Origin of the sequence: Massilia sp. S19_KUP03_FR1, from assembly GCF_036688685.1 — a bacterium.
Classification (GTDB): domain Bacteria; phylum Pseudomonadota; class Gammaproteobacteria; order Burkholderiales; family Burkholderiaceae_D; genus JALYUM01.
This window is the reverse complement of the sequence record NZ_JAQQPS010000044.1, coordinates 1-15055: the sequence shown is the minus strand read 5'-3', so window position 1 is coordinate 15055 and position 15055 is coordinate 1. Positions and strand designations below refer to the sequence as shown.

General features: G+C 63.9%; 11 protein-coding genes and 1 tRNA gene. 5 read left to right on the top strand and 7 right to left on the bottom strand.

The genetic code is table 11. The annotated features are described in order from the left end of the window. The first annotated feature begins 467 nt into the window (after positions 1–467). On the top strand, positions 468–1382 hold the full coding sequence (locus V6M87_RS26615; RefSeq protein ID WP_332879695.1) for a LysR family transcriptional regulator: 915 nt from the start codon (positions 468–470) through the stop codon (positions 1380–1382). Here V6M87_RS26615 and V6M87_RS26610 read toward each other — a convergent pair whose 3' ends face one another. Together V6M87_RS26610 and V6M87_RS26605 are read right to left on the bottom strand one after the other, a co-directional pair. Next, entirely contained in the window at positions 1383–2117 is a 735-nt protein-coding gene (locus V6M87_RS26610) for an SDR family oxidoreductase (protein WP_332879694.1), read from the bottom strand. Between the two features lie 527 nt (positions 2118–2644). Beyond that, entirely contained in the window at positions 2645–3307 is a 663-nt protein-coding gene (locus tag V6M87_RS26605) for a LysE family translocator (RefSeq protein ID WP_332879693.1), read from the bottom strand. A 187-nt stretch (positions 3308–3494) separates the two neighbouring features. On the opposite strand from V6M87_RS26605, the gene V6M87_RS26600 reads away from it, so the two are divergent. Next, complete coding sequence (locus tag V6M87_RS26600; protein ID WP_332879692.1) at positions 3495–4445, top strand: helix-turn-helix transcriptional regulator; 951 nt, start codon at positions 3495–3497, stop codon at positions 4443–4445. On the opposite strand, the gene V6M87_RS26595 is transcribed toward V6M87_RS26600, so the two are convergent. Both V6M87_RS26595 and V6M87_RS26590 read right to left on the bottom strand, forming a co-directional pair. Beyond that, entirely contained in the window at positions 4442–5005 is a 564-nt protein-coding gene (locus V6M87_RS26595; RefSeq protein WP_332879691.1) for a hypothetical protein, read from the bottom strand. The genes V6M87_RS26600 and V6M87_RS26595 overlap by 4 nt on opposite strands. Positions 5006–5404: 399 nt before the next feature. Then, positions 5405–9004: a hydantoinase B/oxoprolinase family protein gene (locus V6M87_RS26590; RefSeq protein WP_332879690.1), complete on the bottom strand. Its 3600-nt coding sequence runs from the start codon at positions 9002–9004 to the stop codon at positions 5405–5407. A 62-nt stretch (positions 9005–9066) separates the two neighbouring features. Between V6M87_RS26590 and V6M87_RS26585 the strand changes: the two genes are divergently transcribed. After that, entirely contained in the window at positions 9067–10503 is a 1437-nt protein-coding gene (locus tag V6M87_RS26585) for an NAD(P)H-hydrate dehydratase (protein WP_332879689.1), read from the top strand. Here the strand turns inward: V6M87_RS26585 and V6M87_RS26580 are convergent. Continuing rightward, complete coding sequence (locus V6M87_RS26580; protein ID WP_332879688.1) at positions 10500–11216, bottom strand: ABC transporter ATP-binding protein; 717 nt, start codon at positions 11214–11216, stop codon at positions 10500–10502. The two genes, V6M87_RS26585 and V6M87_RS26580, sit on opposite strands and share 4 nt — an antisense overlap. Here V6M87_RS26580 and V6M87_RS26575 point away from each other — a divergent pair. Together V6M87_RS26575 and mnmH are read left to right on the top strand one after the other, a co-directional pair. Then, positions 11215–11856, top strand: coding sequence for an arylesterase (locus V6M87_RS26575; protein ID WP_332879687.1), 642 nt, complete (start codon positions 11215–11217; stop codon positions 11854–11856). The two genes, V6M87_RS26580 and V6M87_RS26575, sit on opposite strands and share 2 nt — an antisense overlap. Beyond that, positions 11853–12908 carry a tRNA 2-selenouridine(34) synthase MnmH gene (gene mnmH, locus V6M87_RS26570; protein WP_332879686.1) on the top strand — a complete coding sequence of 352 codons (1056 nt, stop codon included), beginning with the start codon at positions 11853–11855 and terminating at the stop codon, positions 12906–12908. Before V6M87_RS26575 ends, mnmH begins: the two co-directional genes overlap by 4 nt. Positions 12909–12975: 67 nt before the next feature. Here the strand turns inward: mnmH and V6M87_RS26565 are convergent, their stop codons facing one another. Both V6M87_RS26565 and V6M87_RS26560 read right to left on the bottom strand, forming a co-directional pair. Then, entirely contained in the window at positions 12976–14898 is a 1923-nt protein-coding gene (locus V6M87_RS26565; RefSeq protein WP_332879685.1) for a SurA N-terminal domain-containing protein, read from the bottom strand. A gap of 80 nt (positions 14899–14978) precedes the next feature. Continuing rightward, positions 14979–15055: transfer RNA gene (locus tag V6M87_RS26560), tRNA-Asp, on the bottom strand.

Sequence of the window (15055 nt, the reverse complement as noted above, 5' to 3'; positions counted from 1 at the left end):
TTAGCGCGCGAATAGCCCATCAGGGTCCAACACCTGGCACAGGTGTAGCAGCAAGAGACCGGATATACGTGAGCAGTCGTACCTCACAGCCAGAATACGGATTGTTTGCAAACGAGGAGGAGTCCATATACAGACTTTCAGGCATCGCTAAGGAGCGTGCGGCCCCCAACGGCATGGCGTCTGAATACCTGAAATGGCTCGCTTTTTGAAACGTTAAGACACGAAAATTGTCTTGATAGCTTCGCGTTGGCAACCTGATCGTCACGACCCCTGGCCGGTTCCGCCCCTAAAGCAAACCTGGGCAGCCGTTAAGATGCAGGCATACCGCCCGGTTCTAGCAGCAGAAAATGGCGTTCCTCTCTGCGTGTGCCCATGTCCTGGCCGAACCCGGCAGTCGGGTTCAATGACAGCTGCTGACTCGCACGAATTTCAACGCCAATGTCATACCATCGATTAAACTGATCTATATGGCGAACAATTCTGACCCGTCTTTTGATGACTTGACGATCTTCCTGGCGGTTTGCACCACAGGCGGTTTTCGTTCCGCCGCGCGCCAGCTAGGACTATCCCCATCGCGCGTCAGCGAAACCATCACGCGCATTGAGACGCAATTGGGCGTGCCGTTACTAGCGCGCACGACGCGCAGCGTGATGCTGACCGAACCGGGGCGGGTATTGGCCGAGCGCATCGCGCCGCTGTTCGCCGAGACCCGTGCTGCGCTAAACGATTTGACTCTACCCGGGAAAGAAGTAAGGGGACGGCTTAAACTCAATGTAACTGGTGCGGTTATGGTTGACATCCTGCCGCCGCTGATCGACCTGTATATGTTGCGCCATCCGGCGGTGCGGGTCGAGATCGAGGTGGAAGACCGCCTCGTCGATATTACAGCGGCTTGCTGCGACGCCGGTATACGCTACGGCGAGCACCTCGCGCAGGACATGATCGCGGTATCGATCGGCCCGGCATTCCAACAACTCGCGCTGGCAGCTGCACCGGCATATCTCTTGCAACGAGGTGTTCCCGCACATCCGAGCCAGTTGCTGCAGCACGACTGCGTGCGCATGCGCTTTTCGAGCGGCGCCCTGACAGCGTGGAGCTTTACTAACGGTGAAGAGACAATAACGCTCGATCCAGTTGGCCGGCTGGTGGTGGGCGTCGACGCGGCGGCGGCGGCCATCGCCTTGGCCGCCGCCGGACATGGCTTGGTATGCACGTTCAAGAACTGGCTCGATGCGGATTTCGCGACCGGCAAATTGGTGCCTGTCTTGCAGGACTGGTGGACCCAGTTCGACGGTCCACAGCTGTACTTCCCCAGTCGGCGCATGACTGCGCCACTACGCGCATTCGTTGATCTGGTGGCCGAAGCACGGACGGCTGGTTGATTACCAGGCCACAGCCCCACACGCATCAACGAGTTTGCCATTAACCTGGTCATCCGCGAGCAAGGCGAGGCGCACCGGAACCTTTGCTGCTTCGTCGGTCGACAGATAACCAGTATGTCCGTTTAAATCCGTGCTTACGTACCCTGGACAGGCTGCATTGACGACAATCCCCGTGCCGCGCAACTCTTCAGCCAGCTGAACTGTAAGCATGTTCAACGCGGCTTTTGAAGCGTTGTAGCCGATCAGGCGCGCCTTGTAATAGCGGTTGGCCGGGTCACTATTGACGGCCATCGAGCCGAGACTGCTCGACATGTTGACGATCCGGGCGCCCTGTGCCACCTGCAACAAAGGCAGCATTGCCTGTGTTACCGCAAGCGCACCAAAAAAATTTGTTTCGAACAGGCGTCGCGCGGCATCGATGGAAGCGCCGCTGGGCGCACCGTCTCCAAAATCATTGATACCGGCGTTGTTGACGAGAATATCCAGGCGGCCGTGCTGCGCTTGGATTGTCAACGCCGCTAGCGTGATACTGGCCGCGTCCGTGACATCGAGCTGGACGAAGTGGGCGTCCAGATTTTCGCCGCGCAGCAGATCGGCAGCTGCCTGGCCGCGTCCGGCATCGCGTGCGCCGACGATGACAGTGACACCGTTGGTGCCAAGTTGACGCGCGATATCCATTCCAATGCCTTTGTTTGCACCTGTAACCAAGGCAATCTTGTTGATGTGCTGTTCCATGATGATCCTCTACGTTCAAAAACGTATGATCGGGCCATGGAGAGCATTTGATAAGCTATCAACCCTTGAACACACTGATCGCGCTACCGATCAATGCTCCACTATCAATTCCGTCTCTCTTACCTTGGCGCATATGCCATAGGCAGGAGGGCGTGGCCTCTTTGTGTTTGCTCTCTTCATTGGTAGCGGCGGTCCCCACCTTCTGTCGCTCCAACCTGTTCTTACGCTTCAATTGTGCGGTAGACCCGAACAGGATGAACGCCAGCTGTCTCTGCTGCGTGCTGGTGTCGACGTTCAAATCCAAGTTGCTGATGGACGCCCAAGCACCGGCTACACCGGCTTAAATTTGAATCATGTGAATCACCGCCGGCAGTGCCTCCCGTCAGCGATAACATTGCCCATCCGGCCCCGGCCGGTCAAGCTATCGAGCAGACACACACAGTCGTGCCAGCGGGGGGCGTCCCACCATGGGCCAACCTTCCGTCCCACCCAAGGATCAGGGCAAAGCAAGGAACAGCGCGGGTTGATCAGGCGCCAGCGACGCCAGGACGCCATGGCAAGCCGGTGAAGCCGCTGTAGAGCGTCAGCGCGGCTGCCCCGATCAACACCAGGCCCACCGCTTTGGCCATCCATGCACCGGGGGCCGGGCGCGCAGCAAGCAGCGCCTGCGCCCGCCCCGCCAGCAAGGCCAGGGCGCCGTACACCGCGATTTGGGTGCTTGCCGTGATCAGGCCCAGCACGCCAGCCTGCGCCCACACCGATCCTCGGCTGGCCTGGACAAATTGTGGAAAGATGGCGAGCATGAAAATATACGCCTTGGGATTGAGCAAAGAGGTAGCAATGGCGCCGAAAAACCCGTGGACCGGCGTACGCGCGCCGCTGGCGATGGCCAGGGCGTCGGCGCCGCGCGCGCGCAGCATGCGCCATCCGATCCAGCCGATGTAGCCGGCACCGGCCAGCAGCATGACCACCAGCGCGGCTGGCACCAGCATCAGCAAGGCGCTGATGCCGGTAGCGGCAATGAGCAAGTGGCAGGCGCCACCGGCCACGATGCCGGCAACCGCCGCCAGGCCGACCGGGCGGCCAACGCTCACACTGCTGCCCATCACGAAAGCCATGTCCATGCCGGGCAACATGATGACCCCCGAGATGACCAGGAAATACAGCCACAGATGTGCCGACTGGCTCATGCGAGCCTCCGACGGCCAGCATCGGGCGCTGGAATGCGAGCGCCATGGTCAGCCGCTACGGCCGGCCCCGTCAGCGCTGACAGCGCAAACCTTGCCAAGTACATGATCTTCCTTGAAAGTTGAACGATAGCGCGACTGTAAGGTGGATACAGGTCTAAAATGGTCCTATTTAGCCGTATCATGTGGCATGGGCAATCCCACTACACGCGTGCTGGCGCTACTCGAACTGCTGCAGACTCACGGCCTGATGAGCGGTACCGCGCTGGCCGCCAGGCTGGAGGTCGAACCGCGCACGCTGCGCCGCTATATCGTGGTGCTTGAAGCGCTTGGCGTTCCGGTGCTGGCGCAACGCGGGCGTGATGGCGGCTATCGCCTGATGCACGGTTTCAAGCTGCCGCCGATGATGTTTACCAATGACGAGGCGCTGGCCTTGGCGCTGGGCCTGGTGGCCTCACGCAGCCTGGGGCTGGACACGGCCGCCCCTGCCGGGACCAGTGCCTTGACCAAGCTCGAGCGCGTGATGCCGGAAAATCTGCGGCGGCGCATGAGGGCCGTCAGTGACACGGTGAGCCTTGACATCGCCCGTGCCAGCGCATCGGGCAACGCCGATGTGCTGGCCACGCTGAGCGCGGTAGCGCATACCCGGCAGCGCGTGCACCTTGGCTACCTGACGCCGCAAAAGGTGCCAACGCAACGCGATGTTGACCCGTACGGGCTCGCTTATCTGGGCGGCAAATGGTATCTGGTCGCTTACTGCCATTTGCGCAAGGAGACGCGCTCATTCCGGCTCGACCGGATACAAGCAGTGGCGGTGCTGCCGGCCAGTTTCGGCAGGCCCGCCGGGTTCGATGCCATGGCGTACCTGACAGCGGCCATCACCAGCATGGCGCGCGTACACACGGTCAAGGTACTCTTGCATACAGATGCAGAGAGCGCGCGCGCGGCCATTTTTACCACGCTCGGCCTGCTCGAACCCGTCGCAGGCGGCACCATGCTGCACAGCCAGGTGGACGACCTGGACTGGATGGCACGCGAGATGGCGCGCTTGCCATGCACGTTTGCGGTACAGGAGCCGGCTGCGTTGCGCGACGCGCTGGCGCGCCACGCGGCATTGCTGCTGGACTGCCTGGGCCCCTAAGCGCGCTGCCAGTGCATGATCCAGTTTTCTTCCCAAGTGCTGCCATTGTCACGCGACGTTGCCTGGTACCAGCGACATGCATCCGGGGTAATTTGATCCCACACGCCGCGCACAATGACCGGCATGGCGCCATCGACTTCGTCGCTGCACCAGGTTCCCACGCCTTCCGCAAAGCTGCCCCAGGAAGGGGGATTGAGTACGCCACTCTTGCGGTTGACCCAATAATCGGCCCACAGCTTGCGCTCGACATCGAGCAGCCTGACGCCCATGCCACTGAAGTTGCGGGAAGGAATGCGCAATTCTTCCACACTGGCGATGCCGCCAAGAATGCCAAATACTGTGGCTTCGCCGTCGAACAGATCCCACTTGCCATCCTTCCGCTGGCGATGCTTGATGTGCCAGTGTCCCGACAGGAAATCGAAATCGCCGGCCTTGCCCGTCGCCACCGGTTTCTGTGGCGTCGCGCTCGCACTGCCCAAGCCTGGCGGGCCCATTGTCGCCATCCCTGCGGCGACTTGAAGCAATACCCTGCGTTGCATGTCGGATGGATCGGTTGCCATGTCTATCTCCTGAAATACGTGCCAGTCACTCTTGTCTGCCGTTGCGGCGCAAGCAGGCATCCCGCGCAGCATAAGCGCCAATGCGGACGATTTCCGTCCTACATGCCTGGCGGACTGTCACATTTGTTGCGGAGCCTGGTATCAACCTATGCGAGACAATGTTCATGTCTGACACGGGTTGGTACAGCACTTTCGCGACATCGTCACCCGCTTGTCCAGCTTCAAACGCGACGATGTCGATCGTGCAATTAGCGCGAGCAAGCCAGGATGGAATGCGAGCCGGCACCGACGATTGCAAGCGCATTTGCAGATAGCGTGAGCGCGCCGCCCGCTGATTTGCTTTCATTCGCGCCCAAAACGGCGCCGAATGCGAGCACGGCCGTTTTCAGACGCGCGCAGTTATATCTCGCCCTCGCGCGCACCGAAGCCCCCACCACCCGGCGTTACCACCACGAACACATCGCCCGCGCCCATCTGCACCTTGCCGATGTGGCCCAACGTTTGCACGGTACCGTCGGCGCGCTCGACGTAGTTCAACCCGAGCGCACCGGCCTGTCCGCCCGCCATGCCGAACGGCGGCACGATCCGGTTGTTCGACAAAATCGCCGCCGTCATCGGTTCCAGAAAGCGCACGCGCCGCACCGCCCCGCTGCCGCCGTGCCAGCGCCCCGCCCCGCCCGAGCCGGCGCGGATCGCGTAACTGTCGAGCCGCACGGGAAAGCGGAATTCCAGGATTTCCGGATCGGTCAGGCGCGAGTTGGTCATGTTTGTCTGCACCACGTCGGTCCCGTCGAAGCCTTCGCCCGCCCCGGAGCCGCCGGAAATCGTCTCGTAATACTGGTAGCGGGCATTGCCGAAGGTGAAGTTATTCATCGTCCCCTGCGCCGCCGCCATCACCTGCAAGGCGCCATACAGCGCATTCGTGATGCAGGTCGATGTCTCGACATTGCCCGACACGACCGACGCCGGGTAGCGCGGATTGAGCATCGAACCGGGCGGGATGATGACCTTGATCGGTTTCAGACAGCCTGCGTTGAGCGGAATGTCGTCGTCGACCAGCGTGCGGAACACATACAGCACCGCCGCCATGCAGACCGCCGATGGGGCATTGAAGTTGTTGGCGAGCTGGCTTGACGTTCCCGTAAAGTCGATGGTGGCGCTGCGCCTGGTGCGGTCGATCGTGACCGCCACGTCGATATGCGCGCCATTGTCGAGCGCCAGGTGGTAGCTGCCGTCGTTGAGCGTGGCGATCACGCGCCGCACGGCTTCCTCGGCGTTGTCCTGCACATGTCCCATGTAGGCTTGCACCACGTCGAGGCCGAATTGCGCCACCATGTTATGCAGTTCGTCGACGCCCTTCTGGTTGGCCGCCACCTGCGCGCGCAGGTCGGCCAGGTTCTGGTCGGGATTGCGCGCGGGGTGGCGCGCACCGGCCAGAAGCGCGCGCGTTTCCTGCTCGCGTAACAGGCCATTGGCGCCGTCGACCACCTTGAAATTGGTGATCAGCACACCCTCGTCTTCGATCACCGTGGAATCGGGCGGCATCGAGCCGGGCGTGGTGCCGCCGATGTCGGCATGGTGGCCGCGCGAGCCGACATAAAACAGGATGACGTCGCCCGCCGCATCGAACACCGGCGAGATCACGGTGACATCGGGCAGGTGCGTACCGCCGTGGTAGGGGTCATTCAGCATGAACACGTCGCCCGGCCGCATGGCGCCCGCATTGGCCGTCATGACGGCCTTGATGCTTTCTCCCATCGAGCCCAGGTGCACCGGCATATGCGGTGCGTTGGCCACCAGCGAACCAGCCGCGTCGAAGATCGCGCAGCTGAAATCGAGCCGTTCCTTGATATTCACCGAGTGCGCCGTGTTCTGCAGGCGCAGGCCCATTTGCTCGGCGATCGACATGAACAGATTATTGAAAATCTCCAGCATCACCGGGTCTGCCGTGGTGCCGATGGCGCGCCGTTCCGGCAAGGCGGCAATGCGGGTCAGGACCAGGTGCAAATACGGGGTGACGCGCGCCTGCCAGCCTGCTTCGATGACGGTAGTCGCATTCGCCTCGGCCAGGATGGCGGGGCCGCTGACCACGGCACCGGGCGCGAGCGTTGCGCGCACGAACAGCGGCACGTCGGACCACGCGCCGTCGACGAACATCGGCACAGTTTCGAGCGGCACCGCGTCACCGCTGGCTGACGATGTTGCCAATTCCGTTGCCACTTCGGCCGGTGCGTCGGAGCGCCCCAGCGCCTCCACCGAAATCGCTTCGACGATCAGCGCGCGTGCCGGCATCAAAAACGAGAACCTGCGTTTGTAGGCCGCTTCAAACTGGGCCAGCATCGACGTGGCGGTGTCAAAACCGACCAGCAGCGCCGAATCGGTGCCTTCGTAGCGCAGGTGCACGCGGCGCAAGAGTTCGATCCGGTCTGGCGCGACGCCCTGCGCCTGGAGTGAGGCGGTGGCACTGGCGCCGAGGGCCGCCAGGCGCGCCGCCAGTTGTCCCTGCCCGAAGCCGTCCAGCTTGCGTTCAACAGCCTCCTCGCGCATCGCACTCTGGTCGGCCAGGCCCATGCCGTAGGCCGACAGCACGCCGGCCAGCGTGTGAATGAAGATGGTTTTCATGCCCAGTGCGTCGGCCACCAGGCAGGCATGCTGGCCGCCGGCGCCCCCGAAACTGGTGAGCGCATAGCCGGTGACGTCGTGGCCGCGCTGCACCGAGATCTGCTTGATGGCGTTGGCCATGTTCCCGACCGCGATGGCCAGATAGCCGGCCGCCACTTGTTCCGGGCTGCGGACGGCACCGCTGGCGGCGCCGATTTCGTCGCTCAGCGCCCTGAATTTTTCGCGCACGATGTCGGCATCCAGTGCCTCGGCGCCGCTGGCGCCGAACAGCTGCGGAAAATGGCGCGGCTGGACTTTGCCGAGCATGACGTTGCAGTCGGTGACCGTCAAAGGTCCGCCGCGCCGATAACTGGCCGGGCCCGGATTGGCGCCGGCGCTGTCCGGCCCCACGCGGTAGCGGCTACCGTCGAAGTGCAAAATCGAGCCACCGCCGGCGGCCACCGTGTGAATGCTCATCATCGGCGCGCGCATGCGCACCCCAGCTACCTGGGTCTCGAAGACGCGCTCGAACTGGCCGGCGAAGTGCGAGACGTCGGTGGAGGTGCCGCCCATGTCGAAGCCGATCACCTTGTCGAAGCCGGCCAGCTGGCTGGCGCGCACCATGCCGACGATGCCGCCGGCCGGGCCGGACAGGATGCTGTCCTTGCCCTGGAAGGCGCGCGCATCGGTCAGGCCGCCGTTCGATTGCATGAACTGCAGGTTCACGCCGGGCAGCGCCTGCGCGACCTGGTCGACGTAGCGGCGCAGGATCGGCGACAGGTAGGCATCGACGACCGTCGTGTCGCCGCGCGCCACCAGCTTCATCAGCGGGCTGACCTTGTGCGAGACCGAGATCTGCGTAAAACCGATCTCGCGCGCGATGCGCTCGGCCACCGCCTCGTGTTGCGTATAGCGGTAGCCGTGCATGAAGACGATGGCGAGCGCGCGCAGGCCGCTGTCGTATGCCTGCTGCAGCGCCGCGCGCGTCGCCACCTCATCAATCGCCGTGATGACGTCACCATGCGCGCCGATGCGCTCATCGATTTCGATGGCGCTGCGGTACAGCAGCTCGGGCAACACGATGTGGCGGTCGAACAGGCGCGGCCGGTTCTGGTAGGCGATGCGCAGCGCATCGTGAAAACCGCGCGTGATCGCCAGCGCCGTCGGCTCGCCTTTCCTCTCCAGCAGGGCGTTGGTGGCGACCGTGGTGCCCATCTTGACGGCGCCGATGGCAGCGTTGCTGCCGGCCAGCAGGTGGCCGATGCCGGCAAGCGCGGCGTCGGCATACTGCTCCGGGTTCTCGGACAACAGCTTGTGCGTGGCCAGCGTCCCGTCGGGGCGGCGCGCGACGATATCGGTGAAGGTGCCGCCGCGATCGATCCAGAACTGCCAGTCCATGTATATTCTCCGCATTGATGGTGCGCTTATTGTAAGCGTGCCGGCCTGATACGGAGAACGATATGCACCATCCGCTCTACAGCGTGACCCAGATCCGCGCGATCGAACACGCGGCGCTGGCAAGCCTGCCCTCCGGCGCCCTGATGCAGCGCGCCGGCGCCGCCGCGGCGCAATGGGCGCTTGAACTGATCAGCGAGGTGCTGCCGGTGCTGGTACTGGCCGGTCCCGGCAACAATGGCGGCGACGCGCTCGAGGTCGCGGCCAATCTGCGCGACGCTGGCGTGGCCGTGACTGTCCTGCACCGCGCGGGCGCGACCCAATCGTCCGGCACGGCGGCCGCGCTGGAACGCTGCCAGATGGAGGGCGTGACGTTCGTGGACGCGGTTCCCGCGGGCGTGCCCTGGGCACTGGTGGTCGACGGCCTGTTCGGCATTGGCGTGACGCGCGCGATCACGCTGGCGCTGCCGCCGTTCACCTGCCCGGTCCTCGCGCTCGACGTGCCCAGCGGGCTCGACGGCGATACCGGCACGGTCGTCGACGGCGCCGTGCGCGCCAGCCACACGATCACCTTCATCGGCGACAAGCCCGGCCTGCACACCGGCGACGGTCGCGATTACGCCGGCATCGTGCGCGTCGCCAGTCTCGATATCGACCCGGCGCTGCTGCCGGTGCCTGATGCCGAGCTGGTGACGCCGGCCGCCTTCGGTGCGCAGCTGGCGCCGCGGCGCCAGAATTCGCACAAGGGAGAATTCGGCGACGTCGCCATCATCGGCGGCGCCGACGGCATGGCCGGCGCGGCGATCCTGGCCGCGCGCGCAGCCCTGTACAGCGGCGCCGGCCGGGTGTTTGTCGCAGCGCTCGACACGCGCCTTTCGTTGGATGCCATGCATCCCGAGATCATGTTCCGCGCCGCTGCCAGTTTCGCGCTGGCCGGCCGCACGCTGGTGGTCGGCCCTGGCATGGGGGATGGCGCGCGCGGCCTGCTGGCCAGGGCGATCGCCAGCGACTCTCCGCTGGTGCTCGATGCCGATGCGCTCAATGCACTCGCAGCGGAGCCGGGTCTTCAGGACGCCGTGCGCACGCGCACGCGCATGGCGATCCTGACCCCGCACCCGCTCGAGGCGGCGCGCCTGCTCGGCGTGACGGCGAAGGTGGTGCAGGCCGACCGCCTGGCTGCTGCGCGCGAACTGGCGGCGCGCTGCGGGGCGGTGGTTGTATTAAAAGGTTCGGGGACGGTCATCGCGCAGCCGGATGGCCGGATTGCGATCAACCCGACCGGCAATGCCGGCCTGGCCACGGGTGGCGCCGGCGACGTGCTGTCGGGTTTGAGCGGCACCCTGCTGGCCCAGGGCTGGGACGCCTGGCCGGCGGCGCTGGGCGCGGTGTGGATCCATGGCGCGGCCGCCGACCGTCTGGTCGGGCAAGGCAGCGGGCCGATTGGCCTGACGGCCGGCGAACTGCCGGCAGCGATCCGGGCCGTACTCAACAGCCTGGTTTAAACCAGCAGGCGTCCGGCGGCGATGGTCAGCGTGCGGCCACAGCGCGCGGCAATCGAGGTGTCGTGCGTGACCAGGACCAGCGTCGAGCCCCGTTCTCGATTGAGTTCAAACATCAGCTGGATCACCGCTTCGCCGGTGGCGGCGTCGAGGCTGCCGGTGGGCTCGTCGGCAAACAGCAAGGGGGGCTCGGTGACGAAGGCGCGCGCCAGGGCGACGCGCTGCTGCTCGCCGCCGGACATGAACTTCGGATAGTGCTTCAGTCTGCTTGACAGCCCAACCCTGCCGAGCATCTCGGTGGCGCGCCCGCGTGCATTGGCGTCGCCGCGCAATTCGAGTGGCAGCATGACGTTTTCGAGCGCCGTCAAATGGCCCAGCAACTGGAAGGACTGAAACACGAAGCCGAGCTTTTCCTTGCGCAACCTGGCGCGGCCGTCTTCGTCGAGCGCGTAGATATCGACGCCGCCCAGCAGTACCTTGCCATCGGACGGGGTGTCCAGTCCGGCCAGCAGGCCCAGCAAGGTGGACTTGCCCGAGCCGGACGCACCCACAAGGGCAAGCGTCTCGGCCGCTTGCACTGTAAAATCGACACTGTGCAGGATGGTCAGTTCGCCGCTGGCATCCGCCACGCGCTTGGTCAGTCCCAGCGCGGCAATCGCAGGCTGTACAGGTGCTGCAGTTTGTTGAACAACGTTCGCCTCGGGAATATCACGCATGCAAGCCAGTCTCATCGTCAATGTGAAAAAATCAGTCCTCGCCGGCCTGCTGATGCTGGCCGCCTCGGCAAGCGCTTATTCTGCACCAAAAACCGTGCTGGTGTTGGGCGATAGCCTGTCAGCCGAATACGGGCTGGCGCGCGGCACCGGTTGGGTTGCCTTGCTGGACCAAAAACTCAAGGCCCAGAAGATCGACGCGGCCATTATCAACGCCAGCGTCAGCGGCGAGACCACCAGCGGCGGCCTGACCCGCCTGCCTGCCCTGCTCACCCAGCACAAACCGGAAGTGGTGGTCATCGAACTGGGCGCCAACGACGGCCTGCGCGGCTTGCCGGTGGCAGCCGCCGAAGCGAACCTGCGCAGCATGGTGACGCTGGCGCAGAAACAGAACGCGCGCGTCATGCTGGTCGGGATGCGCATGCCGCCCAATTACGGCCGCGCCTATACCGACAAATTCTTTGGCATGTACAAGGAAGTATCGACCGAACTGAAAGCGCCGCTGGTGCCATTCATGCTCGAAGGCGTGGCGCAGGAGGCGGCGATGTTCCAGCCCGACCGCTTGCACCCGCTGGCCACGGCGCACCCTACCATCCTGGCCAACATCTGGCCCACTTTTTCTGCATTGATCAAACAGCGATGAAATATCCGGCAGTACTGACTTTCGACACCCTCCTGCCGACACTGGGCGAATTCGACGCCATCATCGACGCGCGCAGCGAATCCGAATTCGCGCTCGACCACCTGCCCGGCGCCATCAACTGCCCGGTGCTGGACGACTCCCAGCGCATCCTGGTGGGTACGACCTATAAACAGGTCAACGCCTTCGAGGCGAAAAAGATCGGCGCGCCCATCGTGGCGCACAATATCGCGCGCCATATCGAGACGCTGTGGCACGACAAGCCGCGTGACTGGCGTCCCCTGGTGTACTGCTGGCGCGGCGGCAACCGCAGCGGCTCGATGGTGCACATCCTGGCCCGGATCGGCTGGCCGGTGATCCAGCTCGAGGGCGGCTACAAGGCCTACCGCGCGCATGTCAGCGCGGCGCTGGAAACCCCGCCTGCGCTCGACTGGCGCGTGGTGTGCGGCACCACCGGCAGTGGCAAGAGCAGGTTACTGGAAACCCTCGACACGATCGGGGCGCAGGTGCTCGACCTGGAACAGCTGGCTGCGCACCGCGGCTCGGTGCTGGGCAATCTGCCGAGCGAGCCGCAGCCATCGCAGAAGATGTTCGAGAGCCGCATCTGGAACAAGCTGCGCAGTTTCGATCCTGCCCTGCCCGTGTTCGTCGAGTCGGAAAGCAAAAAGGTCGGCAACCTGCGCGTGCCCGAGGCCGTGATGGTGGCGATGCGAGCATCGCCCTGCATCTCGCTGGCCTTGTCGCGGCCGAACCGGGTACGCCTGCTGACCCAGGATTACAGCCATTTTGTGGCCGACCCGTCGTCTCTGAATGCGCAGCTGGAGCACCTGGTGCTGCTGCACGGGCGGGCCAAGATCGCGGCCTGGCACGCCATGGCCAACAGTGGCCAGATGGCGACGCTGGTCGACGAATTATTGGTCGAGCATTACGATCCGGCGTATGTCAAATCGATCGACCGCAATTTCGCGCAATTCAAGGATGCGCGGGTGGTGGAGCTGGGCGATATCGGCGCGGCCGATTTCATGGCAGCGGCGCGCGCGCTGCATCCCGCATAAGCCGGCATCAGGATAAAAAAAAGCCAGGTCAGCTTGCGCGACCTGGCTTTTTTACGCCTGCACCGATTTACTCGGTGCGGCTGGCATCGACCGGCTTGGCCGTGACCTTCGACTTGGCCTTTTCCTTCAAGGCCTGCAGGAATGCGTACATATCCTGCTGCGCCGCGGCGCCCGTGATCTGCTCGGCTTCCTGCGCACGGCGCGCCGGATCCGGCGTGCCCACTTGCGCGACCTTGGCGATGCGGTACACGCCGTAGCCCTGGCCCGGCACATCGACACCGACGTAGGCCGGCAGTTTGGACGTATCCGCTTTCAGCACGGCCATGGCTGCCACCGGATTGATGGTCGGTTGCGCAGTGCGGGTCAGTACCTGGACCGGACCGAAGCCGGCGGCGTCGCCGGCAGCCTTGGCCGCGGCCATTTTCGCTTCGCCGGCAGCGCGCGCCAGGCGCATCGCTTCTTCGGTCGTCACGCGCTGGCGGATGGCGGCATCAACTTCAGCCAGTGGACGCTTGGCGGCCGGCTTGTAGTCGACCACGCGGCCGGCGATCAAGGTCGACGGCGCCGCTTCCACGGCCAGGGTATTGCGCTTGTTCTTGAGCGTGTCCTGCGCAAACAGCGCGGACAGGAACTTTGCGTTGTTGAACGGCGCCGTGCCGAACTGCGGGCTCGGCGTGCGGCCCAGATTTTCGATGGTTTCGATCTTCAGGCCCAGTTTATCGGCAGCCGGTTTCAGGCTGTCCGACTGCTCTTCCACGGTATTTGCAAACTGCTCGGCCAGTTCCGAGTATTTCTTCGACATCTTCGCCGTTTTCAACTCGGCGCCAATCGCGTCATGGGCCTGGGCCAGCGTTTTTTGCGTGGCTGGCTTGACCGAGGTGACCTTGATGATGTGGAAACCGTACTCGGACTGCACCAGCTCGCTCGCTTCACCTTCCTTGAGTGCGAAGACGGCCGCGTCGACGGCTGCCGGCAGGTCGCTCTTGACGCCCTTCTGGAAGCTGCCCAGCTCGCCACCCATTTCAGCCGAACCGGTGTCCTGCGATTTGGCTTTGGCGATGTTGGCGAACTCGGCTGGCGACTTGCGTACCTCGGCCAGGATCGCGCTGGCATTGACCTTGGCGGTCGCCGCATCGGCAGGGCTTGCACTTTTCGGGCTGTTCACCAGGATGTGGCTGACAGCGCGCTCTTCAGCAGTGGCAAAACGGGCCGGGTTCTTGGCGTAGGCTTCGGCGATCTCGGCGTCGCTGACGGTCACCTGGCGCGCGACCGCGTCGGCATTGAACACGATGTATTCGGCCTTGATGTGTTCCGGGACCATGAACATCGCTGTGTTCTTGTCATAGAAGGCTTTCACCATGGCGTCGGTGACTTGCACCTTGCTGACGAAATCAGCCACCGGAAACAGCAGTTCCTGCACGTCGCGGGTCTGGTCGCGCAGGTCGGACAGGCGCGTCGTGACGCTGCGCGGCACGATGGCGGTGGCCTGGATCGAGCCGGTCAGCTGCTGCAGCGCCATCTGGCGGCGCAGGTCGGCGTCGAACATGGTCGGCGTCATGCCCTGCGCGGCCAGTGCTGCCGTGTACATCGGCAGGTCGAAGGTGCCGTCGGCTTTCCTGAACTGCGGAATGGCTTCGATCTGCTTGCGGATGGCCGCGTCGGAAACCGCCAGGTGTTTCTCGGTGATGGCGTTTTGCAGCGTGCGCTCGGCCACCAGTTGCTCCAGCACGGCTTGCTTGGCTTGCGGGGTGTCAAACTGCTTCTGGTCGAACTGCGCGCCCATCTGGGACCTGGCCTGGTCGATCTGGCGACGCTGCGCCTCGTCCCATTCCTGCTGGGTGATCTGCTTGCCGGCCACGGTGGCCACGCCCGTGGCAGCACTGCCGCCGCTGTCGTAGCTGGACACACCGACCAGGACGAATGACGGCACGATGATAATCGCCAGCAAAATCTGCATCAGGCGCTGGTGCTTGCGGATGTATTCAAACATGGTCAGCCAATTCTATCTTTGGGAAAAACGATTGAAAAAAAAGGCGAACTCTCGTTCGCCTTTTCTTTTTTACTTTATGCTGGCGGAGCGGACGGGACTCGAACCCGCGACCTCCGACGTGACAGGCCGGCATTCTAACCAACTGAACTACCACTCC